The 24,876-nt window shown below is 36.1% G+C and carries 22 protein-coding genes; 19 read left to right on the top strand and 3 right to left on the bottom strand.

What is annotated here, in order from left to right:
* Nucleotides 1-32: 32 nt before the first annotated feature.
* The 15 genes from B2Z27_RS01145 to B2Z27_RS01075 all read left to right on the top strand — a co-directional run bounded on the left by B2Z27_RS01145 (nt 33) and on the right by B2Z27_RS01075 (nt 19,174).
* Nucleotides 33-1,583 (top strand): SDR family NAD(P)-dependent oxidoreductase, encoded by a 1,551-nt coding sequence (locus B2Z27_RS01145; RefSeq protein ID WP_074673853.1) that lies wholly within the window; start codon nt 33-35, stop codon nt 1,581-1,583.
* A gap of 37 nt (nt 1,584-1,620) precedes the next feature.
* Entirely contained in the window at nt 1,621-2,556 is a 936-nt protein-coding gene (locus B2Z27_RS01140; RefSeq protein WP_286812237.1) for a YwqG family protein, read from the top strand.
* A 282-nt stretch (nt 2,557-2,838) separates the two neighbouring features.
* Nucleotides 2,839-3,096 carry a hypothetical protein gene (locus tag B2Z27_RS01135; RefSeq protein ID WP_286812236.1) on the top strand — a complete coding sequence of 86 codons (258 nt, stop codon included), beginning with the start codon at nt 2,839-2,841 and terminating at the stop codon, nt 3,094-3,096.
* Between the two features lie 66 nt (nt 3,097-3,162).
* On the top strand, nt 3,163-4,725 hold the full coding sequence (locus tag B2Z27_RS01130) for a hypothetical protein (RefSeq protein ID WP_286812235.1): 1,563 nt from the start codon (nt 3,163-3,165) through the stop codon (nt 4,723-4,725).
* A 3-nt stretch (nt 4,726-4,728) separates the two neighbouring features.
* Nucleotides 4,729-5,562 (top strand): DUF2490 domain-containing protein, encoded by an 834-nt coding sequence (locus B2Z27_RS01125; RefSeq protein ID WP_286812234.1) that lies wholly within the window; start codon nt 4,729-4,731, stop codon nt 5,560-5,562.
* A gap of 23 nt (nt 5,563-5,585) precedes the next feature.
* Entirely contained in the window at nt 5,586-6,437 is an 852-nt protein-coding gene (locus B2Z27_RS01120; RefSeq protein WP_286812233.1) for an MORN repeat-containing protein, read from the top strand.
* A gap of 169 nt (nt 6,438-6,606) precedes the next feature.
* A complete protein-coding gene (locus tag B2Z27_RS01115; RefSeq protein WP_286812232.1) occupies nt 6,607-9,603 on the top strand; it encodes a hypothetical protein in 2,997 nt (998 codons plus the stop codon).
* Nucleotides 9,604-9,761: 158 nt separating this feature from the next.
* Nucleotides 9,762-11,093 (top strand): TolC family protein, encoded by a 1,332-nt coding sequence (locus tag B2Z27_RS01110; RefSeq protein ID WP_286812231.1) that lies wholly within the window; start codon nt 9,762-9,764, stop codon nt 11,091-11,093.
* 5 nt (nt 11,094-11,098) lie between these two features.
* Nucleotides 11,099-12,316: an efflux RND transporter periplasmic adaptor subunit gene (locus B2Z27_RS01105; RefSeq protein WP_286812230.1), complete on the top strand. Its 1,218-nt coding sequence runs from the start codon at nt 11,099-11,101 to the stop codon at nt 12,314-12,316.
* Nucleotides 12,317-12,321: 5 nt separating this feature from the next.
* On the top strand, nt 12,322-13,065 hold the full coding sequence (locus B2Z27_RS01100; protein ID WP_071342230.1) for an ABC transporter ATP-binding protein: 744 nt from the start codon (nt 12,322-12,324) through the stop codon (nt 13,063-13,065).
* 2 nt (nt 13,066-13,067) lie between these two features.
* Nucleotides 13,068-14,288, top strand: a complete 1,221-nt coding sequence (locus B2Z27_RS01095; RefSeq protein WP_286812229.1) for an ABC transporter permease — start codon at nt 13,068-13,070, stop codon at nt 14,286-14,288.
* Between the two features lie 6 nt (nt 14,289-14,294).
* Nucleotides 14,295-15,329: a sensor histidine kinase gene (locus B2Z27_RS01090; protein ID WP_286812228.1), complete on the top strand. Its 1,035-nt coding sequence runs from the start codon at nt 14,295-14,297 to the stop codon at nt 15,327-15,329.
* A gap of 1 nt (nt 15,330) precedes the next feature.
* Entirely contained in the window at nt 15,331-16,068 is a 738-nt protein-coding gene (locus B2Z27_RS01085) for a LytR/AlgR family response regulator transcription factor (RefSeq protein ID WP_286812227.1), read from the top strand.
* A 275-nt stretch (nt 16,069-16,343) separates the two neighbouring features.
* Entirely contained in the window at nt 16,344-18,473 is a 2,130-nt protein-coding gene (locus B2Z27_RS01080) for a catalase (protein ID WP_286812226.1), read from the top strand.
* Nucleotides 18,474-18,535: 62 nt separating this feature from the next.
* On the top strand, nt 18,536-19,174 hold the full coding sequence (locus tag B2Z27_RS01075; protein WP_058102751.1) for a fasciclin domain-containing protein: 639 nt from the start codon (nt 18,536-18,538) through the stop codon (nt 19,172-19,174).
* Between the two features lie 72 nt (nt 19,175-19,246).
* On the opposite strand, the gene B2Z27_RS01070 is transcribed toward B2Z27_RS01075, so the two are convergent.
* The 3 genes from B2Z27_RS01070 to B2Z27_RS01060 form a co-directional block, all read right to left on the bottom strand.
* On the bottom strand, nt 19,247-19,804 hold the full coding sequence (locus B2Z27_RS01070; RefSeq protein WP_286812225.1) for a DUF4494 domain-containing protein: 558 nt from the start codon (nt 19,802-19,804) through the stop codon (nt 19,247-19,249).
* 162 nt (nt 19,805-19,966) lie between these two features.
* Nucleotides 19,967-20,641 carry a LytR/AlgR family response regulator transcription factor gene (locus tag B2Z27_RS01065; RefSeq protein ID WP_099192854.1) on the bottom strand — a complete coding sequence of 225 codons (675 nt, stop codon included), beginning with the start codon at nt 20,639-20,641 and terminating at the stop codon, nt 19,967-19,969.
* Complete coding sequence (locus tag B2Z27_RS01060) at nt 20,634-21,701, bottom strand: sensor histidine kinase (RefSeq protein ID WP_286812224.1); 1,068 nt, start codon at nt 21,699-21,701, stop codon at nt 20,634-20,636. Before B2Z27_RS01060 ends, B2Z27_RS01065 begins: the two co-directional genes overlap by 8 nt.
* A gap of 190 nt (nt 21,702-21,891) precedes the next feature.
* On the opposite strand from B2Z27_RS01060, the gene B2Z27_RS01055 reads away from it, so the two are divergent.
* From B2Z27_RS01055 to B2Z27_RS01040, 4 genes are all read left to right on the top strand, one after another.
* Nucleotides 21,892-22,173, top strand: a complete 282-nt coding sequence (locus B2Z27_RS01055) for an EF-hand domain-containing protein (protein ID WP_286812223.1) — start codon at nt 21,892-21,894, stop codon at nt 22,171-22,173.
* 211 nt (nt 22,174-22,384) lie between these two features.
* Complete coding sequence (locus tag B2Z27_RS01050; protein WP_286812222.1) at nt 22,385-23,137, top strand: hypothetical protein; 753 nt, start codon at nt 22,385-22,387, stop codon at nt 23,135-23,137.
* A 22-nt stretch (nt 23,138-23,159) separates the two neighbouring features.
* The gene (locus B2Z27_RS01045) at nt 23,160-24,182 is read left to right on the top strand and encodes a YHYH protein (RefSeq protein WP_286812221.1); all 1,023 of its coding nucleotides are present in this window, start codon (nt 23,160-23,162) and stop codon (nt 24,180-24,182) included.
* Nucleotides 24,183-24,188: 6 nt separating this feature from the next.
* Nucleotides 24,189-24,821, top strand: coding sequence for a hypothetical protein (locus B2Z27_RS01040; RefSeq protein ID WP_058102757.1), 633 nt, complete (start codon nt 24,189-24,191; stop codon nt 24,819-24,821).
* Nucleotides 24,822-24,876 lie beyond the last annotated feature (55 nt).

Below are 24,876 nucleotides of genomic sequence, written 5' to 3'. Positions count from 1 at the left end.
GTTAGTATTTTTACCCTTATTAAGGTAGTATCATGAAGGAAGAACAGCAGTATAAAGAAACAGAAATCGACTTAAACGAGATTGAAAGTTGTATTGATATTTTAAATCGTTTGGTAAACGACACCAACCAGATTTTTGAAATTCCCGAAGATAGACGTATTGCCTTAATTAAAGCTGCCGGCCAATTATCTCGCCCTAGCAAACAAGAATTTGCTAAACGGGTAAAGGATGCCAAACGAAATGAAAAAAGAAAGCAGGCTGTTCGTGACAAACATGCCCGTAAAGAAACCGGAATTCGTAGTGCGCGTGAAGCCCATGTCTTTGTTGCGCCAAAATTACTACCTGCAGCCGAATTGGCCAGTAAAGATTTGCCGGAGCTTACTACCCCTCGAAACTGTTATGTGTGTAAGGCCGAGTTTACAAAGCTTCACCATTTTTATGATACCATGTGTACAGATTGTGGCGATTTCAACTATGCAAAAAGATTCCAGACTGCAAATGTTAAAGGTCAGGTAGCGGTGATTACCGGTTCACGTTTAAAAATTGGTTATCATATTACCTTAATGTTACTTCGTGGAGGCGCAACGGTCATTGCTACCACACGTTTTCCTGTAGATTCTGCATTACGTTTTTCCAAAGAGGAAGATTTTATGGAGTGGGGGCACCGACTTAAAATTCATGGTCTAGACTTGCGCCATATACCCAGTGTAGAGATCTTCTGTAATTTTGTGGAACAGCAATATGACAAACTGGATATCTTGATCAATAATGCTGCGCAAACAGTACGTAGACCAGCAGGATTCTACCATCACTTAATGGAGAACGAAGAGCGCGAATTCTCATCCTTACCAAAATTTGCCCAAATGGTTTTAAGCGACCATGAAAGCTGTTTGGAAGAGCTTAAAACATTCAGCTCAAAAGCATCACCAAATCAAAACATGCCGGTTACATGGCACGGACCAGAACCCGGTATTGGTTTAAGAGCCTCTGCTCAACTATCACAAATACCGTATAGTTTTGACAATGCATTGGTTGCCCAGGAGGTTTTCCCAACTGGCGAATTAGATGCCGATCTTCAACAAGTGGATTTACGTAAAACCAATAGTTGGCGACTAAAATTAGGGGAGATAGAAACTACTGAAATGATCGAGGTTCAATTGGTCAACTCCGTTGCACCTTTTGTATTGTGCAATCGTTTGGCAGAAATGATGAAAAAAGAAAACACCGGGCAAAAACATATTATCAACGTTACGGCCATGGAAGGTAAATTCCACCGTTTCTTTAAGGAGTCGCGCCATCCGCATACCAATATGGCGAAGGCCGCATTGAATATGTTAACGCATACCGCAGCTGGCGAACTTGCAAAAGATGGTATTTTTATGAACGCTGTGGATACTGGCTGGGTTACCGATGAGGATCCAGCGGAATTAGCGAAAAAGAAACAAGAAGTACATGATTTTCAGCCTCCGCTAGATATTGTTGATGGTGCAGCCAGAGTTATGGATCCATTATTTGACGGGATAAATACAGGTAAACATTGGTGTGGTAAATTTTTAAAGGATTACTTCCCAATTGATTGGTAGACAACTACTTTTATCTTTTTGAAAAACATGTCTTTAAATGAGTAAAAGAAATAACAGCTACCTTTATTTAGTTATTATTTTATATTGCATTATGGGTAACAGTCAAGACAACTTGTCAAAAATCAAAAATGAAATACTAAACTCAGATTTTAATGTTCCTTATAGCTGTAAAATAGAACTTAGTGAATTGATTCAACCTACTGTGGGTGTAAAAACAATAGCTAAAGATGATAAGGATATTAATATAGGTTCATCAAAAATTGGAGGTAAACCAGATTTACCCATTAACTTCAATTGGCCCAAAATGGACAATGAGCTTCTAACTTTTTGTGCTCAATACAACTTAGAGGAAATCAATATTTTTGATGTCTCTAACAAATTACCAGATAGCGGAATAATTTATGTTTTTATTTATATTGATAAAGAATGGCCAGGTTTCCTAAACAAGAAAAATTCTTATAAAGTTATTTTTCAAGAAAGCACAGACGAATTAATTAGAACAGAATTTCCCTTGAATTACTTTAGTGAAGGAATTTTTGAACCCTCCAAGATTGAATATTTTGAATCGTATACAATCCCTGATGATGAGAGTATTATATTGAAAAATTTTCAAGATAGTTATGAAGATTTTCATGATCTCTATCATTCTACCTACGAATATATACAACATTTAACTGAGTTAGATATAGATAGTTTTCATCAAGTATTAGGTTATGATCGTTCAATTCAATCTAGTGTAACATATAGTTTTGCAGAAATTGAATTAGAAATTACTTCACAAGATGAATGGAATACTAAAAAGTCTGAAATTTTAGAGTTATCTAAAAAATACCAATTACTTCTACAACTTGAAACTGATGGCAATAACTTAGATAAGTTTGGTGACAGTTCTACTATTTACTTCGGAATTGACCCTAAAGATCTAAAAATGAAAAATTTCGATAACGTTATTATGACTTTTCAGGGTACTTAATATCCAAATTTGGATAGAACAGTACATTAGCATTGATAGGAATTAATTGTTCTGGTCTTTTTTTTACATACTTTTTCTTAATATTATTGAGACTTCCGTAATTTTTATAGCTTTTATTGCTTCATTCTGAATAGATCAAAAACTTTTAATAAAAAGTTAAAAATCATACGGTTCTAATTTACTAGTCTGAATCTATTTTCGTTTTTTTGCGGCATGATTAGGCTAACTATCAACCCATTACTATTATTTATTGTATGCTGTTGTTTCAGTATAACAAATTTGTTGAATGCCCAAGAGGTCAAAAATTACAACGGACCGTTACAAATTGGCAAATACAACGGTAAGGCAACCTACACGTATAAAATTGTTGATAACGACACAGTACTGGAAGGCGACTTTTTAGTATTACGCTCCAATCTTCAAGAGCTTTTACAAAAGCAAGATTACTCTTTTCAATTTAAAGGTAGCTTTGTAGATGGTACGGCCAATGGTCCTTGGAAATTTCAATTTGGGGAATTCAACTCCAAAAGCCAATCTTAAGTTATTGATTATCAATACCGTGTGTTGGTAAGCGGTGTTCAAAAAACTTCTACGGGAAAAATAAAGATGGGCAAACCAAATGGTGAGTGGACCATTTTAGAAGAGCAGATCGAAGATTCCGAAATTTCAGAAACCTTATTTAAAAGTGTCATTACTTTTGATGACGGGGTGCCACAGCAAAATTTCAGTATCAACAATGAAGATTACACCTTGGTTGGTAGGTTTTTAAGGGATGGTGTGGCACATGATGAGTGGTCTTTATTTCCCACTAACGGAATTGACCAATCTGAAAGCTGGTTTTTTAAAGATGGTCTGTTACAGTCTATACGTGTAGATGATGATAATGAACATAAGACCATAACCGCATTTAAAGGCTATTCCGGCGAAACGAAAACTATAAATTTAGATGCGTCCTATATTGCTGCACTTGATATTCAGTTTTCTCAAGAAGATGTCAATACACTTCATCAAAACAATCTACCTAAGTTATTAAAACAAAATGCTTTGCGCTATCAAGAAATAGACGATATTTTATCAGCGTTGGGTAAATCTGATTTTCTTCCGGAGTTTAAAGTAAAGGTGCCTTATTACCCATTAGATTCATTAGAAAGAGATGATATTGATAGTACGGTGGCATATTATAAAAAAGCGAGGGAATTAAGTGAATCCATCCTACATAACTCACAATTGAATATTTTAAAGCTGTCAGATGAAACTACAGCATATCAATACAACACGGTACTTAAAATAAAGAAGGATTTTTTAACGCCTATTCAAGAAATGGTACGCTATGATTCTTTATCCATTTTAGAATATACTTCACGTAAAGAGCTATTGGATCACGTATTTGCAGAGGATTTACCCAAACCTAATATGACCATTGCTATTGAGATGGATAGTATTACTTCTACAAAAGAGTATACAATACCTACTTCAACTGTACCTTCCTCTGATGCTGCTAGTATTTCTTATATTAAAACCATTGCCAAAATGGGATATGATGGTATACAGGCCATTGCAAACGAAGTAAAAGAAACCCTTGCTCAGGAAAAAAGACAGAATGAACTGGCTAATCTTGAAGAGGAAATTATTGTTCAAAACGATTCCTTAGTGATGTTCATTGATTCTATGGGAACCAGCCTTCCTGTAAACTATTTAGCCGCCTTACGTCAATTAAAGTCTTTTGCGAGCGCTACGCTGAACGATTATTCTAAAGTAAAATCTGCCCAAAACAGATTAACCGCGGCTAGAAGTACGCTTACCTGTTTAAAGAATTTAAATGAATTATCCGTTACAGTATCCAAAATGCCCACATTTAAAAGTACCATACAAGATTCATATACCGATCGTATTTGGAATCCGTTTATGGCAACCTTAATGGATGAAGACATTAAAAAGAGAATAACATCTGCTTATACTAAAATTCTGGAACCCTATTTCTTAAAGCAAATAGAACAATCGCTCACATGTGAAAACACCTTCAATTTAAATGAGCATATTAACGCCACTTACCATACGGTAATAATGCTAAAGGATAAGGATACCAAAAAGCTGGAACGTAAACTGAAAAAAGAAAAGGACCCTTCAGTAATTTTAGAAATGTTGAATGTACAAAACACAAAGCAATAGTCTATGAAATCGTTTGGTACATACATAATAAAAGGGTTGTTTTTGTTTTGCTTTCTAACAGCATTCCATGGTATTTCACAAGAAGAGGAGCCAGAGGTTTTACCCGAGTATTCTAAGTATAAGGACCTCACTACTAAAACCTGGATTAATACATACGGAAACATACGTATTGGCAAACGCTTGTTTTGGGATGCCCAAACACACTTAAGACTTGAAGAAACAGAAGCTACACCTTTTGTAGGTCAGGTAGCCCAAGTCTATAACAGACATGCTATAGGGTATATACATTCTAAATATTTCAATGTACGTTTAGGCGGTGTGCTCCGATTGAATTTTAATACCGATGAATCTTCAACTGATCGTAATTTAGTGCCCGAATGGCGTATTTGGCATCAGTATCAATTTGCACAGGCTTTGGAAAGTATGATGATTTATCACCGTATTCGTATAGAGCATAGATGGACCCAAGGTTTTGCCGAGAATAGCGAGTATATTTTTAGAAATAGATGGCGTTACATGTTCAGAATGAAAATTCCATTGAACAATCATAAGTTGAAACCAAAAACATTGTACGTAGCTCCAGAGGCAGAATTGATCATGCAAAGTGGAAAAGCGGTAGTAGCGAGCCCTATGGAAGATTTACGACTTACAACCACCTTAGGATATATACTTACACCTAGGTTGACCGTGGCTGCGGGTGCCATGTATTCCCAAGGTCAAGATTTAGCCAATGGTGGATTTTTTAAACATAGTTGGGCCATGCGCTTTCATGTATACTTCTCTCCAGATTTTAGAAAGGTTAAGAACAAACTTCCAGAAATTCATTTAACGGACTAGATAAGTACCGCAATTAATAGAGTATGAAGAAAAAGGATATTACACTTTACGGCTTACTTGCTATACTTACTGTATTGGTAATTTATTTTGGCATAAAATCTAATTCGCTTCAAAATGAAATCGGTGAGAGTAGTAAGGCAAAAGAAGAACTAGATGTATTGGTTACTGGCAATAAAGAATTGATGGCCATTGACTCCGTACTTATTGAAGGTGATTATAATAAGGCCATTGCATCATACAATTCTACCCTAGAAAATCATGAAGAACTGAATTCTGTTATTCCTTTAAGAATTGCACTTGCAGAAAAACTTATGCAGAATGACAGCAAAGCAAAACTTGAAATAACCGAAACTGACGTTTTAAAAGATTCCATTGCCGTCAACCCAATTAGTCAAACGGAAATTAGGAGTATTGACTCCTTAAGTTTTGCCCTGGAGAAAGCACGTGTACAATTGAACAATATGCGTAAGCAATTGAACAATAAATCCTTTGGTGAATATCTTAGTTTTAGCACAAAGAAGGGAACTGCATTGCATTATGTAGGTCAAGTAAAAAACAACAAGGCCAACGGCTCAGGTATTGCGCTTTTGGAAACGGGCAGTAGGTATGAAGGGCAATGGAAAGACAATGCTCGTGAAGGATACGGTACATTTTACTGGCCAGATGGCGAATATTACATTGGCAGCTATGAAAATGATATGCGTAGTGGAGAAGGTACCTACTTTTGGCCCAATGGAGATAAATACAAAGGTCAATGGAAAGATGACAAACGAAACGGAAAAGGAATTTTTCATTCAAAAGAAGGCTCTGTTATCAGTGGTATCTGGGAAAACGATAAACTTAAAGATTCAGGCAAAAAAGAAAAGAAACAATAAGTTTCTGATTTGCCCGCTTTATAGTTTTGGGTAAAATAGTCATTGCTTACCACATGAATCTTAATTTATCCGTTGGATACTATCAAAATCATAAAAATTACATTAGCGGTATGTTTTGCGTTGCGGTTTAAGTAACTTTAGGTTTTAACCAACCTATCTGTACACTACAATGAAAACGCTATTTCGTTACCTTACTTCCGTATCGTTTATTTTACTTACTACAACACTTTTATCCCAAGACTTTTCTGCACTGGAATATAGAACTATTGGTCCACAAAGAGGTGGTCGTGTAACTACTGTTACAGGTACACCCATGTTACCAGGTACCTTCTATTTAGGTGCATCCGGTGCTGGTGTATGGAAAACCGATGATTACGGTACAACTTGGAACAATATATCCGATGGATTTTTCGATACTCCCTCCATAGGTGCCATTGAAGTTGCGCTAAACGACCCTAATATTGTATATGTTGGTACAGGTTCTGATGGATTAAGAAGTAATATTATCAGTGGTAAAGGCATGTATAAATCTATAGACGGTGGTAAAACCTGGAGTCATATAGGACTTGAAAATGCAGGACAGATCGGAGCGGTAGAAATTGATCCTACCAATAGTAATGTGGTTTGGGTGGCCGCTATTGGTAATGCATTCAAGGCAAATGAAGAACGTGGTATTTACAAAACAGTGGATGGTGGAACTACTTGGACAAAAATGTTGCATATATCCAATACTACAGGATTTGCCGATCTAGAATTGTTACCGGGCAATCCTAATGTGGTTTACGCTGCCGCATGGAAAGCACAACGAACTCCGTGGACCATCATCTCTGGTGGTGAAAATAAAGAAGGTGGTATTTATAAATCGGTCAATGGAGGTAAGGACTGGATAAAATTGGAAGAGGGACTGCCGCAGGGTTTGATCGGCAAAATAGATTTAGCCGTATCCCCCGTAGATTCAAGTATTCTGTATGCAGTAATTGAAGCTCCTGGTGATGAGGGCGGAGTATACAAATCTATTGATCAGGGTAAAAGTTTTGTACAGACATCAAGCAATAAAGGTCTTGTAAATAGACCTTTTTATTACACTAATATTGAACTAGACCCTACAAACCCTGATATTGTCTATTCCAATGCCAATCCGCTTTTAAAATCTACAGACGGTGGAAAATCATGGACAATGATGTCCGTACCACATGGTGACAATCATGATATCTGGTTGAACCCTAACAATCCAGATTTGTTGATTCAATGTAATGACGGCGGTGCCAATGTTTCTCATAACGGAGGTAAAACCTGGTCTTCTCAATTCAATCAACCTACCGCAGAAATCTATCAAGTTGCTGTGGATGATCAATATCCTTATTGGATCTATGGCGCGCAACAAGATAATACAACGATAGCCATACCTAGTTCTGCTCCAAGTGCCACAGCTTTACAAGGAAGCTCTCAGACCATGATTGATGTAGGTGGTTGTGAAACCGGACCCACTATTCCTAAACCTGGCAATCACAATATTGTTTACAATAACTGTAAAGGTCGTTTTAGTGTTTATAATAAGATTACGGGAGTTGGCAGGGAATACTCTATTGGAGCATCCAACATCTACGGGCATAATCCTAAAGACCTAAAATATAGATTTCAGAGGGTAGCACCAATTCATGTTTCTCCACATGATCCAGATGTTGTTTATATGGGCTCACAGTTTGTACATAAGACCAGAAATGACGGGGTTATTTGGGAAACCATCTCGCCAGATCTAACCGCTTTTGAGGCCGACAAACAAGTAAACTCGGGGAGCCCGATCACTAGGGATATCACAGGTGAGGAATATTACAGCACCTTATATTCTATTAGGGAATCTAAAATAAAAGAAGGATTGATTTGGACAGGCTCCAACGACGGCGTAGTTTCTTTAACGCAAGATGGCGGACAAACTTGGACGAACGTAACGCCTAAGAAAATGCTAAAAGGGGGTAGAGTGGAATCTATTGAACCATCTCAATTTAATCCCGCGAAAGCGTATATCTCCGTTGACAGACATTTGTTAGGGGATACTACTCCATATTTCTATAAAACCGAAGATTATGGTAAAACTTGGGAGTTGTTGACCAACGGAATTCCGTCTGACTATACCAGCAAAGTATTACGCGAAGACCCTGTCCAAGAAGGGCTATTGTTTGCAGGTACTGAATATGGAATGTTCGTATCCATGAACGATGGCAAAGATTGGAAGCCGTTTCAACAGAACTTGCCCGTAACACCAATTACCGATATTACAATTTATAGAGGCGATTTAGTTTTAAGCACCATGGGCCGCGGCTTTTGGGTATTGGACAACATCACCGCTTTAAGAAATAATGCAATATCATCGTTAAAAGATACCCCTGTATTATTTCAACCGGATAATACAATCAGATACCGTACACCTAGAAGATCAAAAGGATTTCCTGATTATTCTTCTACGGGAGTACTTATTGATTACTACTTACCAAAAGATGGTAAAAACAATGTACAATTAGAAATATTGGATGCCAACAAACAAACTATCGCCACTATTAGCAGTGATTCCACTAAAACAAAATCCACAAAAGAAGAAGTGGACAATATGAGTTTAAGCATGTCTTTCAGTTATTTTGATAATACGTTGAATACTAAAAAAGGCATTAACAGATTTCAATGGGATATGCGCCAAAAAGGAGCATGGAGTGATAAGGCTTCTAGAAGTTACAAAAATGGACCTATGGTGCCACCAGGAAATTATACTGTAAAATTAACGGTTGATAATAAATCATTTGAGCAGCCATTTGAAATTTTAGTGGACCCACGATTAGCCGATGAAGGTATTGACGAAAAAATTATTGCTGAGCATTTAGCCTTTGAAAATAAAGTATTGGATTTATTGACCGACGCCAGAAAATTTCAATCGAAATTAGAGGCTGAAATCAAAAAAAGTAAAGGGGACAGAAAAGAGTCTTTGGAGAGCGTATTAAAAGCCATTAAGAATGATGAAGGAGCGTATCCACAGCAGATGTTAGTACCACAAATAGCATATTTATCATATATCGTTGGGGGTGCAGATAAAATACCCGGTAACGAAGAAGTTGAACGCCTAAAAGATTTAGAACAACAATTACAGGCGGTTAAACAAAAGGCTCAACTTAACTAATTACATATTGGCAATTGTTGAAGTATTCGGCAATTGCCAAAAAAATTCGTCGATAAAATTTTACTTTCCGTATAAACAAAGAGGGTAGACTTCTATTCCTTTTTAGTAAAGAAGTATAAAGTTTCACTTTTGAGGTGTTAATTAAAAACGCACCTTAAATGAAACAATTTATAATCATAGCTAGCATTTTATTTGTGCACTTTGGTTTTGCTCAAGATGTCGAAACAAATTCTTCATCAAAAATATGGTCTTTAGAAGACTGTATTGAATATGCCATTGAAAACAATATTACCGTAAAAGATGCTGAATTGAACACAAGCATTTCTGAGGTAGATTATAGCGCGGCAAAATCAGCAAAACTTCCTAATCTTTTTGGTAGTGCTTCTCAAAATTTTTCTAGCGGTACATCTATAGACCCTATTACCAGCGACTATGTTTCTGATCAGATCCATAGTACCAATTTAGGTATCAATAGTTCGGTAACACTTTTTCAAGGGAATCAGTTAACCAATCAAGTAAAACAGAATAAGCTTTTAATAGAACAGAATAGCTTATTGGCGCAAGAAGCAAAAAACAACATTGTTATCAGTATTCTTGAAACATACTTACAAACCTTATTCAGTAAGGAAGGTATTACCATTGCCGAAAATAATTTAGATGCATCTGAAAAAGAAGTGCTAAGGGCTAAATCTAGATTAGATGCGGGTACTATTGCCTTAAGTGATTATACCGAGGCGCAAAGTCAGGCTGCAACCAACAAATACAATGTTATTGCCGCAAAAAATGATTACGAGCTTAATATCATTGATCTAAAGCAATTACTGGAGCTATCTCCTTTAGAGGACTTAGAAATTGAAACGGTTAATGAAAATCAAGATTTACTTCACCTTGAATTAAATAGAGAAGCTATTTATACCAATGCGCTTTCATACCTGCCGGAAGTAGAAGCCAGTAACACCAATATTCTGATCAACGAAAAAGAGTTGGAAATCGCCAAAGGTGGTTACTTACCTACATTATCGTTAACAGGGAGTCTTGGTTCCGGATATACCAGTATTAGCGACAATACTTTCTATGATCAATTGGATGTCAACTTTAACCAAAGATTGGGCTTAAGCTTAAATATTCCAATTTTTAATAGAAACCAGACAAAGTCTGCTGTACAGACGGCAACTTTTAATATTGAAAAAGCTGAAATACAAAAGCAAACGGTAGAAAAAGAGGTCATTAAAAAGGTGGAAACCGCTTACCAGAACGCACTTTCTTCCCAAGAACAATTGGTAGCCGCAGAGGCATCACAACAAGCCGCTGAACAATCTTATAATCTTGCACAGAAGAAATACGAGTTGGGAGATTTAAGTACTACGGATCTTGTAATTAGTCAAAACACTTACACCAATGCCCAACAGAATTACCTACAATCAAAATATCTAAACATTCTATACCATCAATTATTACAATTCTATCAAGGAAACGAAATTAAACTTTAATCAAAATGAAAAATAAAAATAAAATCATAATAGGCGGTATTGCATTAGTGATCGTAGCCCTTGTAGCTTACAGTTTTATGAAAGGCGACGACAATTCTTCTATTGAGGCAAAAACAGTTTTGGCCAAAAAAGGAGATGTAACCACTATGGTAACGGCTACAGGTACCATAGAACCCATTAACCAGGTTGATGTAGGTACACAAGTATCTGGTGTGGTAGAGAAAATATATGTGGATTACAATAGCGAAGTCAAAGAAGGGCAACTTATTGCCGAATTGGATAAGACCAACCTTAAAGCGGCTACCGTGCAAGCTCAAGCATCATATGACAACGCAGTTAGTAACCGTAATTATTTACAGACCATTTATGAAAGACAAAAAACATTATATGACAATCAGGTCATCAGTAAGTCTGATTTTGATGATGCCGTTTACAATTATGAAACTGCAAAAGGTACGGTTACACAGCGTTTATCCGATTTACAACAGGCGAGAACAAATTTAGGTTATGCCAATATTTACTCACCAATAGATGGAGTTGTACTTTCAAGAGATATTGAAGAAGGACAAACGGTAGCAGCAAGTTATAGTACACCTACATTATTTACCATAGCACAAGATTTAAAGGAAATGCAAGTTGAAGCAGATGTTGATGAGGCTGATATAGGAGTGGTAGAAGAGGGGCAGCGTGTAAGCTTTACTGTTGATGCATACCAAGGCCAAGAATTTGAAGGCACGGTTACACAAGTAAGATTAGACCCAACCATTACTTCAAATGTAGTTACATATACCGTGGTGATAAAAGCGGATAATCCTGACTTAAGATTAAAACCCGGACTTACGGCTACGATTTCCATTTACACTTTAGAGTTAAAAGATGTGCTATCAGTAGAAGCTAAGGCCATCAATTTTAAACCCACGCCACCTGAAATGATGGCTTATAATGAACAGGAAAACTTAGCTATGGAAAGACCTCAAGGTGGACCTATGAATTCTGATGAAGGCTCTACAAAGGTATGGGTGATGGAATCTAATGGCGCTATTTCACCTAAGGAAGTGACCTTAGGGGCAAGTGATGGGGTAAACGTACAAGTTTTAAGTGGTATTAATGAAGGTGATAAATTGGTGTACAGCTTAAAATCTGAATCCACAATAGCTGGTCCGCCGGCCGGAAACTCAGAAGAAAGTCCGTTTATGCCAAAACCACCAGGAGGTAAAAGATAAAGATCATGAGCAAGGAAATTATAAAAATTCAAGATTTAAAGCGCGAGTTTACCATGGGTAATGAAACAGTTCATGCCTTAAGAGGTATTTCATTTACCATAAAAGAAGGTGAGTTCGTTACCATAATGGGATCTAGTGGCTCCGGTAAAAGTACTATGTTGAACATTTTAGGTTGTTTGGATCAACCCACCTCAGGAACATATGAGATAGATGGTGTGAGCATGAAAGATTTAAGCAGAAACCAATTAGCGACCATCAGAAACGAAAAAATAGGATTCATTTTTCAATCCTATAATTTATTGGCAAGAACATCTGCCATAGAAAATGTTGAGTTACCGCTACTCTATAATAGCGCCGTAAGTAATGAAGAGCGTAGAGAACGTGCCATACATGCACTGCAAATGGTTGGTCTGGGCGAAAGGCTATATCACACACCTTCTCAACTCTCCGGGGGGCAGCAACAACGTGTTGCCATTGCCAGATCTCTGGTAAACAATCCCGTTATGATATTGGCAGATGAAGCTACCGGTAACCTAGATACTAGAACGTCTTACGAAATCATGTCTTTATTCCAAGACCTGAACAGCCAAGGCATTACAATAACCTTTGTTACTCATGAGCCCGATATTGCGACTTTTAGCAATAGAACCATTGTTTTAAAAGATGGAAATATTATTCAAGATTACAAGAATAACAACATTCAATCAGCTGCTGCCGAACTGGCTAAACTACCACAACAAGATCATTGATTATGAGAATATTAAATCTACTTAAAATCGCATATAAAGCTATTGTTCTAAACAAAGTTAGAACTTTACTTACCATGTTGGGTATTATTATAGGTGTAGCATCTGTAATTGCCATGCTCGCCATTGGTGAAGGCTCAAAAGAAAGTATTAGAAGCACTATTTCTAGTATGGGATCCAACATGATAACTATACGCCCTGGAACAGATGATAGGGGACCTGCAAGGGGTAGTGGAGGAGACGTACAGACCTTAACACTTAAAAATTATGATGTCATAAAAGAGAAATCTACATTATTAAGTTACATTACTCCCGTAGTGAACGGTGGCGGACAAGTTATTAGCGGCGCTAACAACTGGCCAAGTACCATTTACGGTGTTAACCCAGAATATTTGGACATTAAAGTGGTGGGGTTACAAAGCGGAAGCATGTTTACGGATGCGGAAGTGAAATCAGCTTCAAAGGTTGTGGTGCTGGGGCAAACCGTAGTTGACAATGTTTTTCCAGATGGTCAAGATCCCGTTGGGCAAATGATACGTTTTGATAATATTCCGTTCAAAGTTATTGGTGTTTTAGAGGAAAAAGGTGAAAATACTTTTGGGCAAGACCAAGATGATGTTGTTATAGCCCCATACACCACGGTACAAAAAAGAATTTTGGCAATAGATTATCTGAATCAGATTATGGCATCTGCGGTTAGTGAAGATGATGCACCCGATGCGGTGATAGAGGTAACGGACATTCTTCGTAACGAACACAAATTAATGGATAATGAAAATGATGATTTTTCCGTACGTTCCATGGAAGAATTGATATCTACTTTTAGCTCCACCAGTGAAATGCTTACCGTATTATTAGTGGCAGTAGCAAGTATATCCCTATTGATCGGTGGTATTGGTATCATGAATATCATGTATGTTTCCGTGAAAGAAAGAACCAAGGAAATTGGACTTCGTATGGCAGTAGGTGGCAAAGGATCGGATATTCTTATGCAATTTTTAATAGAAGCTGTATTAATTAGTATTACTGGAGGAATCATTGGTGTAATCTTAGGCCTTGGAGCTACTGTTTTTATAGAAAAGTTCTTACATTGGCCCACGAGTGTTGCTATGTATTCCATAATAATATCATTTGCCGTTTGTGCAGTTACCGGTATTTTCTTTGGTTGGTACCCTGCAAGAAAGGCGTCTGCTTTAGACCCGATTACAGCATTACGCTACGAATAATTAGTTATGTATAAGAATAAAAATATCATAATTGCCCAGCATCTTCTTATTTGGTTGGTGCTGTTCAGTATACCCTTTGCGTTATCGTACGGGCAAAATTTAGAAACTGGCAGACTTATTGCCCATTTTCTAATACCTGTATTGTTCTATGCAATCATATTTTATCTCAATTTTTTTATTCTGATCGATAAGTTTCTATTTGCAAAAAAAACACTGATTTTCGTAGTTCTTAATATTATTATCATTGGATTTTTTATGTTGGCCAAAGAGTTTATTGAAGACAATTTTTTCAGTATGCTTATAAAGAATCGTCCTCCGGAAAATGAAAGAGTAGGTCCACCATTTAAATTGTTCATCTATATACAAATGTTGACTTATGCGGCACCGCTACTTTTTTCCATTGCCATTAAGACCACTAAAAGATGGGTAAGAACAGAGGCGGAACGTAAAGAAGCGGATAATTTTAAGTTACAGACAGAGTTACAACACTTGCGATACCAATTACAGCCGCATTTTTTCTTTAATTCATTAAACAACATTTATTCTTTAGTAGATATTTCTCCAGATAAAGCCAAGTCTACCATTCATAGTTTAGGTAAGCTTATGCGCTACCTACTTTATGAAACCAATACCGAGATGGTACCACTTTCTAAAGAAATAGAATTCATGAGAAAGTATATTGAATTAATGAAATTACGGTTGACCGATAAGACAACAGTGGAATCTAGTTTCCCTAGAAGTGAACCACAAATAAATATAGCTCCTTTGTTATTTATTTCTCTCATAGAGAACGCTTTTAAACATGGGGTTTCTGCAAATAAGGAAAGTGTCATTTCAATAGATATGATTACGCAAGAAAGCAGTGTAATTTTTCAAATAGAAAATTATAACTTTCCAAAAGAGGATACTGATAAAAGTGGTTCTGGTATTGGGCTACCTAATTTGGAAAAGAGGTTACATTTGCTATACCCCAATAAACATAAGTTTGTTCAGGAAATCAAAGATGGTATTTATTCGGTGTACCTAAAAATTATAACGTAAAATGGAAGCAGTTGAAATTACTTGCATGATTGTTGACGATGAACCTATGGCGGTTAATCTTGTGGAAAGTTATGTTGATAAAACACCATATTTAACCCTTAAAAAGAAATGCAATAGTGCCATTGAGGCCATGCAATTTTTGAATACGGAAAAAGTAGATTTACTTTTTTTAGATATTCAAATGCCCGATTTAACGGGACTGGAATTCTCCAAAATGCTTTCAAAAGAAACTAGGGTCATTTTTACAACAGCTTTTGATCAATATGCCTTGGAAGGGTTTAAAGTTGAGGCCTTGGATTATTTATTGAAACCTTTTGACTATGCCGAGTTTTTGACCGCTGCGAACAAAGCTTTAGATTGGTTTACTTTGGTCAAAGGAAAGACAGCTACTACTAAAATATCAGAAGCAAAGGAATTTCTATTTGTAAAATCAGAATACAAACAACTGCGTATTAAGCTCGCAGACGTACTTTATTTTGAAGGGTTAAAAGATTATATTAAAATATGGCTAAAAGATAATCCTAAGCCTATACTTACTTTAATGAGTCTTAAAAGTCTAGAAGAAGATTTACCATCTTCCCAATTTATGCGGGTTCATAGATCTTTTATAGTTGCCCTTAAATATGTTGAAGTAATAGAGCGTAGCCAAATTATCATTAACAAACAACGTATTACAGTATCGGAACAGTACAAACCTAAGTTTTTAGAATATATCAACAATAACTCCTTGAATTCTTAAAGCAATAGATTTTTGCTTTTGATTGCATTGAGTTTATCAAAATCATAAACTCCACAATACGTTCCCTTTTCTCTTCCTCTAATTGAGTATGTTTTCGCTTGCATAATCTTAAATTAACAGTGTTTAAAAGTGCTGCTTGATAATTAATTGTTACTACATCTATATTATTCGGTGATATGGTATGTTTTGGTTTGAGCCCATTTTAAATTTTTCACAGCTAATAATTACAATAGGTTAACAATAATTTTAGCGCTCTTAACAAAACACACTATCCCATGGAAAAAGATAATAAGGAGACTTCTAAAATTAAGGACTTAGAAAATTTCAAAAAAGATATGACAGGTAAGCCCCTTACTACAAATCAAGGGCTTAAAGTCAACGATACTAATAACAGTCTAAAGTCAGGCGAGCGAGGATCAACCTTGTTAGAGGATTTTCTTTTACGAGAGAAAATTACAAATTTTGACCATGAGCGTATACCGGAGCGAATTGTACATGCCCGCGGTAGTGCTGCACATGGTTATTTTGAATTATATGAAAGTATAGAAGAGTATAGTAAAGCCGGTATTTTTACGGATACTAAACGCAAAACACCCGTATTCGTACGTTTTTCTACAGTAGCTGGATCAAAGGGATCACCTGATTTAGCCAGAGATGTAAGAGGGTTTGCCGTAAAATTCTATACACAAGAGGGCACTTGGGACCTTGTTGGAAACAACATGCCCATATTCTTTATTCAAGATGCCATGAAGTTTCCCGATCTAATACATTCGGTTAAACCAGAGCCTAATAAAGAGATTCCGCAAGCTGCATCTGCTCACGATACATTTTACGACTTTGTCTCACTGACTACAGAAACTTTACACAATCATATTTGGGCAATGAGCGATAGAGCTATTCCTAGAAGCTTGCGAATGATGGAAGGGTTCGGTATTCATACCTTTAGATTGATTAATGACAAAGGGGAGGCGCATTTTGTGAAATTTCATTGGAAACCAACTTTAGGGGTACATTCTGTAACATGGGAAGAAGCCGTAAAAATTAATGGAGCCGATCCAGATTTCCATAGAAGGGATTTATGGGATGCCATTGAAGCAGGGCAGTACCCTGAATGGGAATTAGGTCTACAAATTATTCCAGAAGCAGATGAGCATAAATATGACTTTGACCTTTTGGACCCCACTAAATTAATACCAGAGGAAATGGTACCGGTAAAAATTATTGGTAAAATGACCTTGAACAGAAATCCTGACAACTTTTTCGCAGAAACGGAACAAGTGGCTTTTCTACCTGGACATATAGTACCAGGAATCGATTTTACAAACGATCCATTATTACAGGGGCGATTATTCTCATATAGAGACACACAATTATCCCGATTAGGCAGCCCGAATTTTCATCAAATTCCCATTAACAGACCTGTAGCGGACACACATAACAATCAACGTGATGCCCACATGCAAATGGAAATTCCAAAAGGACAAACAGCTTATTTTCCAAACAGTTTAAGTGGTGGTTGTCCTCATTTATCCAAAATGGCAGAGGGAGCATTTCATTCTTACGAAGAACGAATTGATGCCAAAAAAATAAGAACACGTAGTGAAAGTTTTAGCGATCATTTTTCTCAACCAGCGCTATTTTATAGAAGCTTGGCAGATTGGGAAAAAGAACATGTTGCAGCTGCATATACTTTTGAATTAGGCAAATGTAACCATGATCATATTAAAGAACGTATGTTATGGTTAATAGCACAAATAGATACGGATCTTGCCAATAAGGTAGGGGAAGGACTGGGAATGGAAATTCCAAAAGAAATAGAGCAACCAATAAATCAAGCAATTGGTGCTGATGCCGATGTGAAAAAGCACCAACCAGGAAAAAAGAAAATCTATTTAGAAAAATCTAAAGCCCTTAGCATGGCGCACACCAAATTCGATAGCATTGCCACAAGACAAATTGCAATTTTAGCCGCAGATGGTTTTAGCATGAGCGATTATTCTCCAATTAAAGAAGCATTGGAAAAAGAAGGTGCTATGTTAAAAATTGTTGCTCCACATGGTGGCACCATTAAATGTGATAAAGGAAAGGAACATAAAGTAGATGCAGCAATTGCAACAACAGAAAGTGTTCTTTTTGATGCCATTTACATTCCTGGTGGTGAAAAGTCCGTTAGCACCATTATTGAAAATGGAAAATATATAAAATTCATTAATGAAACTTTCAAATACTGCAAGGCAATTGCAGCAGATAAGGAAGGTGAAAATGTATTAGATCATACGTTCGTAGCTAACTTTAAAGAAGATGGCGCCGTACATATCAACGATTCAACAGATAAATTCATTAAAAGTATTGCCAAACATAGAAACTGGGATAGAAGGGAACATACTGACAAAGTTCCAGTATAAATAAAAAATGCTCGGGGCAATTTGCGCCGAGCTTTTAATTTTAATAGATAAAAACAAAAATTATGAAAACTAGAAATATCAAAAATTTTGCACTAATGACATTTGCGGTATTGGCATTTGCATCTTGTAACGATCAAAAGAAAAAAGATGCCGATAAAAAAGCTATGGAAGAAAAAGTAGCCATGGAGGAGGCTGAAATGAAAGCTGAAGAAACAAGAATGCAGGAAGAAGCCAAAAAGAAAGAAATGATGGCAACAAGTATTGCAGCGGTTGCCAGTAAAAATGAAGAGCTAAGCACATTGGTATCTGCGCTTAAAGCGGCAGATTTAGACCAAATGTTATCAGAACCAGGTAGCTATACCGTATTTGCCCCATCTAATAATGCATTTGAAAAACTTCCTAAAAAAATGTCAATTGCAGAATTGGGTAAACCGGAGAACAAAGAAATGTTGACTCAAGTATTACAATACCACGTTGTATCTGGTGTAATTACTAGCGACAAGCTTGTAGAGGCTATTAACGGAGCCAACGGAAAATATACCTTTACAACCGTTGGAGGTAAAGATTTGACCGCAAGCTTAAAGGGTGATAAAATCAACTTAAAGGATGAAAAAGGTAATAGAACAGAAATTGTTTTAGGTAATGTAGAAGCTTCCAATGGGGTAGTACACGTTATTAATGATGTGCTAATAATGAAGTAATCAGTATACACTTTCTGTAAACAAAAAGGAGGACTTCATTAGTCCTCCTTTTTATATTTTAAATAGAAATTTCTATTCTTCACTTGATAGCACATCACTAAGTTCTAACTCCTCATTCATAGTATTATCTACGGGTACAGAGTCTTTTACCGTATTAAATTTTGCAACACGTTCCATATCATCCTCTTCGCCAGAAAAGTAAGGGAACACGTCCATAATAGGTGATTCTGATATGGAAGGAACAGAATATTCACCCATGGTATCTTTCATAACACTAATGGTATTGTCATATGCTTCTTTTACATCATTGGCCTGAACTAAAAGGTACATATTGGTCTTGCGTTCTTTACCACTTTCTTCGTCAAAAGCAATTAATGATACTTTTGATTTGAACCATCTGTCCGAATTTTCAAAAGGATGAATTTCTGCAAAATTTGCAACCTTTATATTCGTAATCTTTATTTCTTCCGTATCGCTTAGGTAAGCTGACATTTCTTCCGTAATTCTACTTTCTGCTTCGGTATAAGAAATTGCATCTACCAAAAATGGCTCGGTTTTCACCTTTAACATTCCAGATGCATCATCTAATTTTCTATATTTTATTTTACACTCGTACCACGTTGCACTCATATCTTATATTTTTTTTGGGGTGCTAAATATACTTCTTAGTCATAGTTTGCAACCTTAAAAAAAGCAATAGATATTCACAATTTCAAAATCAAGGGTATAGATAATTAGTACTTAAGTACTTATGAAAAAATGATGCAAAAAGAAAATCAATTGAGTTGTGCGCTAAAATAATTCTTGTTTTACATGGTCATAATAAGAATCACTCACCGGAATAATCACATCGGATAATTGCAAGTCTCTACCTTTTAATCCGGTTACATAATTTCTATTGACAATGTACGATCTATGCACTCTCATAAATAGACTGCTAGGCAACTCTTGTTCTAATGCCTTTAAACGCTGATTGCTGATTATTTTTTTAGTTTTTAAATGAAATGTTACATACTCACTATCACTTACTACAAAAAGAATATCGTCATACTTCACTTTATGAAGATCATATCCAGATTTAATGGTTATGGTATCTAATTTATCAATAGTGGTATTGGATTGTACCTTGTTGACCGCAGTAACAAAGCGTTCAAAGGTTATTGGTTTCAACAAGTAATCTACAGCATTTAATTCGTATCCTTCTAAAGCATAGTGAGAATAAGCCGTCGTAAAAATAACTTTGGTTTTAGACCCGAGCATTTTGGCAAAGTCCGTTCCTTTTATTTCTGGCATTTGAATGTCCAAAAACAATAGATCAACTTGTTTTTCCTTCATTATGCTCAAAGCTTCTAATGGATTCTCAGCTTCACCAACTAAATTTAAAAACTCTAATTTATCAATATAAGTTATTAACAAAGACCTAGCCAACTCTTCATCATCTACAACTATACAGTTTATACTATTCATGTAATCTGAGTTTTAAATTCACCTTAAACGCCTTAGAAGTTTCATTGATCATTAATTCATGTCGATCAGGATATAAGATAGCCAAACGCTTTTTTACATTTTCTATGCCAATACCGCCAACATCATCTTTTACAACAACATGCTCTGGTTTTGAATTTTCCAGCTCAAAATCAATACCATCAGTAAATGAAGTAATTTTCAAGTTGATAAATGTGCCTTCAATCTTTTCAATATTACTATGTTTTAAGGCGTTTTCCAAAAAAGGAATCAGCAACATGGGTACAATGGGCACATTTTGATCTTCAATAGAAAACGTAGTGGAAATAGGGTAGGTTTTACTACTCTTTAGGGAGAACAGTTTTATATAATTCTCAATATAATCTATCTCTTTGTATAACGGTACAATTTCTTGTTCGCATTCATATAGCACATAACGCAACATGTCTGATAAATAGCTAATGCTTTTTTGGGTTCTACCGGCATCAATTGCAGATAGTGCATAAATATTGTTCAAGGCATTAAATAGAAAATGAGGATTGATCTGTGATTTTAATAGCTTAAGCTCTGTTTGTAACGCTTCATTTTTATTGATGATGATTTCCTCTTCTTTACGTTGTGCAAACAAGAATATTTCTACAAGTGTTGCAATGATATAGGCAATTGTAATTAAAAGTAGGTTAATGAAAAACCGTGAAGGTGGTCTACGTAATTCTTGCAAAGGTCTGCCGCCGTCAAACCTTGGTCCGGGTCTTGGTCCGGGCAAAGTACCCATATTCGGTTCGTTAACCATTCCTCCTGACCAAGGGATTACGTTGGTCAAAATTAAGGTCAAGCCAACTACAACTGTAATGGATGCTATTGCAAATAAAATGTACTTTCTCCTTAATAAAAGGTATGGCACCGTTAAATAGATCAGTACAGCAATGACTATTATTTGAAAAATAAGTACCATACCGTTTTCCAGTACGAACTGAAAATCACTACCACTGAAGATCCATGCGGTAGACCAAACCAAAAGCCATAAGGCTACATGAAATACTATATTCTTATGTCTGTTCATGGTACAAATAAAAGGAATAAATTTTCAACCCAACCTTAAAAACAGTGCTATAAACCGCTGCTATTTAAACGTTCATTGTATATAGAACACCTTTCGCTTAAAAGTAAACGGCAAACACTTAAAACGACCATTCCGCATTAAAGATTCTTACATCTTTGCTAACGAATATTAGTTATAAAATTAAATATATATGAAACGTATTACATTAAAAACAGGATTGTTATTTGCCCTATTAGCAGCTTTTGGAACAGTAGCAGTTAACGCACAATCTAAAGGTGAAAGAAGAGAGCCCCCAACATATGCCAAACTTTTAGAAGAAATGGATGCAGATGAGGATGGTCAGCTTTCTAAAGAAGAAGTAAAAGGTCCATTAAAGGATAACTTTTCTGAAATAGATACCAATGAAGATGGTTTTATTTCTAAGGAGGAATTTGATGAGGCTCCAAAACCTAAAGGTAGACCTAGAAATTAATTTCTACACAGGTTATTATAAATATTGATTCAGTAAAACACCTCAGGGCAAGCCCATGAGGTATTCAAAGGAATCACACTTTTAAATTCGAGGCAAACCTGGGGGTATTATAACCTTTGGCGGTGCCAATAAAATTTGTTGAAGTTAGCCCAAAGCTTCATGGTCCGCCATGAAGCTTTATTTATCATCAATAAGATAAGCATATAAACAAATGGTCTTATTCAGAAAGGTTAGAAGTAGATTGATAAAATTAGAGAAATTCAAGACCTACTTAATCTACGCATTAGGCGAAATTCTACTTATAGTCATAGGTCTTCTAATTGCATGGAAGATCAATGATATCAACGAATCCAGAAAAAATAGAATTGTAGAAGTTAAAATCTACAAAAGTCTAAGTCAAGAACTGAATACAAATTTAGGTGTATTGGATAGTGCCATTGCAGACTATACCAAGAATATACAAACCTTGCAAAACACCATAAATTATTTGGGTATGGAACCTGCGGAATTAACTGCCGATGCCAAGTCAATGATCGTAAATCTAAATTACCAAAAGACCATTGTTAGGGATGAAGCCATAAACTCAATTAATGCAACCAATAAATTTGAATTTATTGAAAGTGATTCGCTCAAAAAACTGATTGCCGCTTATCCCAATGAACTTGACAACTTTAACAATCAACAAATCAAGATTGAAAATATTATAAACGAGCGCCTAAAACCTATCATTGAAAAGCATATTTCATTAATTGAAATTTTACCGGAAGACAGCTATAATTATCAGCGTATGAAAAACTACGGCAACCGATCAAATTATCCGGATTTGCTAGTAAGCAGAGAATATCAAAACAGTGTCATTGACAGGTTGTTACAAACCAAAGGACAACTTTCTATTGCCAAAAATTTAAGGAATAAGACAAAAATTATTGCTACAAAATTAAATCAAGAACTGAACAGGTCTTAGAGCCAAGCGAAACTAAAACCATATGATATATAAAACTGAACATTTATGCCTATCGGCCCTTCTTATTTCATTTGTTGTAATTGGTTTTACCAGTTGCAGCAATACTACTGATGATACAGACATTTCTGAGAATGGTATTGCAACTGATACCACGGGGGACAGCACGATTATTGCAAACGTAGAAGCTTCTTTCTTTTATACTGAAGATGGTTCTGTAAGTATAACCACAGTTCCTTGTACGTTATCTGATGGTACCGAAACAGATTGTTATCAAATTGTAACTACCAGTTTACCGGGAGATCATGAAATGGGACCTTGGTGCCCCGACAATATTAGTGATAGCGCGGAAGCAGGAGGAATTTGGTTAGAAAGTGGAGAAGTATACGATGTTGATGGTGCCTTTGTTGCGAATTTAGCTGAATTCTACAATGATGATAATTGGATGATGTATGATGAAAACGGAGATATTTATATCACCGATACCGAAGACGATTGCATAAATGCGGCAAACCCAAATGTTGGTGCCGAATATGAAAATTTTTGTGTGGAATGTCTGCCTTCCTATATTACCAACCTAAACCAAACTTGGACAATACCCATAACCCCAGTTGTACAAGACACTCCCGTTCTTTTTAACTCTGGCGGACAAGGACCACAAACCACTCAGGCTCCATCTACACGTGGTATTGCACTTAATGGCATTGAGTTTTCTGCACCGGCTCCGGTAGATAATATTCTTGGCGCCTATACTTTGGCTCCTTTTGATGATGCTGGTGGTCATATTAATGTACACCAAGGGTATCACTATCACGCTGCTACAGGCTACGGTAAAAAGGTTGTACAAGATGATGGACATGCCGCTTTAATTGGATATGCTTTAGATGGATTTGGAATTTACGAATTGGAAGATAGTGAAGGCTTTGAAGCTACCGATCTAGATGAGTTAAGAGGTCATGAAGATGACACCAGAGGCTATCACTACCACGTAGATGCCGCCGGTAACAACAATTTTATTAACGGGCTTAAAGGGGCCTACGTAAACTAAGGTTATATGAAAACGTATTTATTAATTCTGGCAAACCTTCTATTCATAATTATTGGCCATGCCCACAGCCCAAATGCTTCAACAACCATGTTGGTCGAAAAAAGCAATGGCTCTTGGATATTACAAATCAGCTCTTCTTTGACCGCTTTTCAGCAGGAAGTAAGAACCCATTTTACCGAAACTCCGTATAAATCCCCCGAGGAGTTTCAACACATGGTTCTTGAACATTTAAAAAACAATATTGATATAGATTATAACAATGGTTCTTCAGTAAAAATTGGTAATGGTAGTGTAAAACTAGGGCATGAAACCAAAGTAATTTTTGAAGTTTTTGGAATAGATGAAAATATGAAAACACTTAACATGAGAAATACTGCGTTCAATGATATTACGCAAAGTCAAAGTGCACTGTTTATATTTAAAAATGGGTTTAAAAAAGACCAATTCATTTTAAACAATGAAAATGAACATTCTATTGCATTAAAAGTTGATGATAACAAATTTGTGGAAATAGATAAACAAAAAGCCGGAATTGACCCATGGATAGTTATTTTTCTCTTAACAGGTTTATTGCTCATTGGGCTATTGACCAAAAGGTTAATTGAAACTAACGCATTATATCTACCAAGAAAATATTAAATAAAATACAATTCCACTTAAAATTAGGGGCTATTCACTGATTTCCAAAAATCCA

The organism is Maribacter sp. UBA3344 (assembly GCF_002362375.1).
In the GTDB taxonomy this organism is placed as follows: domain Bacteria; phylum Bacteroidota; class Bacteroidia; order Flavobacteriales; family Flavobacteriaceae; genus Maribacter; species Maribacter dokdonensis.
This window is presented reverse-complemented; position numbering and strand designations above follow the sequence as displayed.

What these genes read in the sequence shown, in the direction of transcription:
- B2Z27_RS01145 (WP_074673853.1), top strand. Translation starts at nt 33, where the DNA reads ATGAAGGAAGAACAGCAGTATAAAGAAACAGAAATCGACTTAAACGAG.
- B2Z27_RS01140 (WP_286812237.1), top strand. Translation starts at nt 1,621, where the DNA reads ATGAGTAAAAGAAATAACAGCTACCTTTATTTAGTTATTATTTTATAT.
- B2Z27_RS01130 (WP_286812235.1), top strand. Translation starts at nt 3,163, where the DNA reads ATGGGCAAACCAAATGGTGAGTGGACCATTTTAGAAGAGCAGATCGAA.
- B2Z27_RS01125 (WP_286812234.1), top strand. Translation starts at nt 4,729, where the DNA reads ATGAAATCGTTTGGTACATACATAATAAAAGGGTTGTTTTTGTTTTGC.
- B2Z27_RS01120 (WP_286812233.1), top strand. Translation starts at nt 5,586, where the DNA reads ATGAAGAAAAAGGATATTACACTTTACGGCTTACTTGCTATACTTACT.
- B2Z27_RS01115 (WP_286812232.1), top strand. Translation starts at nt 6,607, where the DNA reads ATGAAAACGCTATTTCGTTACCTTACTTCCGTATCGTTTATTTTACTT.
- B2Z27_RS01110 (WP_286812231.1), top strand. Translation starts at nt 9,762, where the DNA reads ATGAAACAATTTATAATCATAGCTAGCATTTTATTTGTGCACTTTGGT.
- B2Z27_RS01105 (WP_286812230.1), top strand. Translation starts at nt 11,099, where the DNA reads ATGAAAAATAAAAATAAAATCATAATAGGCGGTATTGCATTAGTGATC.
- B2Z27_RS01100 (WP_071342230.1), top strand. Translation starts at nt 12,322, where the DNA reads ATGAGCAAGGAAATTATAAAAATTCAAGATTTAAAGCGCGAGTTTACC.
- B2Z27_RS01095 (WP_286812229.1), top strand. Translation starts at nt 13,068, where the DNA reads ATGAGAATATTAAATCTACTTAAAATCGCATATAAAGCTATTGTTCTA.
- B2Z27_RS01090 (WP_286812228.1), top strand. Translation starts at nt 14,295, where the DNA reads ATGTATAAGAATAAAAATATCATAATTGCCCAGCATCTTCTTATTTGG.
- B2Z27_RS01085 (WP_286812227.1), top strand. Translation starts at nt 15,331, where the DNA reads ATGGAAGCAGTTGAAATTACTTGCATGATTGTTGACGATGAACCTATG.
- B2Z27_RS01080 (WP_286812226.1), top strand. Translation starts at nt 16,344, where the DNA reads ATGGAAAAAGATAATAAGGAGACTTCTAAAATTAAGGACTTAGAAAAT.
- B2Z27_RS01075 (WP_058102751.1), top strand. Translation starts at nt 18,536, where the DNA reads ATGAAAACTAGAAATATCAAAAATTTTGCACTAATGACATTTGCGGTA.
- B2Z27_RS01070 (WP_286812225.1), bottom strand. Translation starts at nt 19,804, where the DNA reads ATGAGTGCAACGTGGTACGAGTGTAAAATAAAATATAGAAAATTAGAT.
- B2Z27_RS01065 (WP_099192854.1), bottom strand. Translation starts at nt 20,641, where the DNA reads ATGAATAGTATAAACTGTATAGTTGTAGATGATGAAGAGTTGGCTAGG.
- B2Z27_RS01060 (WP_286812224.1), bottom strand. Translation starts at nt 21,701, where the DNA reads ATGAACAGACATAAGAATATAGTATTTCATGTAGCCTTATGGCTTTTG.
- B2Z27_RS01055 (WP_286812223.1), top strand. Translation starts at nt 21,892, where the DNA reads ATGAAACGTATTACATTAAAAACAGGATTGTTATTTGCCCTATTAGCA.
- B2Z27_RS01050 (WP_286812222.1), top strand. Translation starts at nt 22,385, where the DNA reads ATGGTCTTATTCAGAAAGGTTAGAAGTAGATTGATAAAATTAGAGAAA.
- B2Z27_RS01045 (WP_286812221.1), top strand. Translation starts at nt 23,160, where the DNA reads ATGATATATAAAACTGAACATTTATGCCTATCGGCCCTTCTTATTTCA.
- B2Z27_RS01040 (WP_058102757.1), top strand. Translation starts at nt 24,189, where the DNA reads ATGAAAACGTATTTATTAATTCTGGCAAACCTTCTATTCATAATTATT.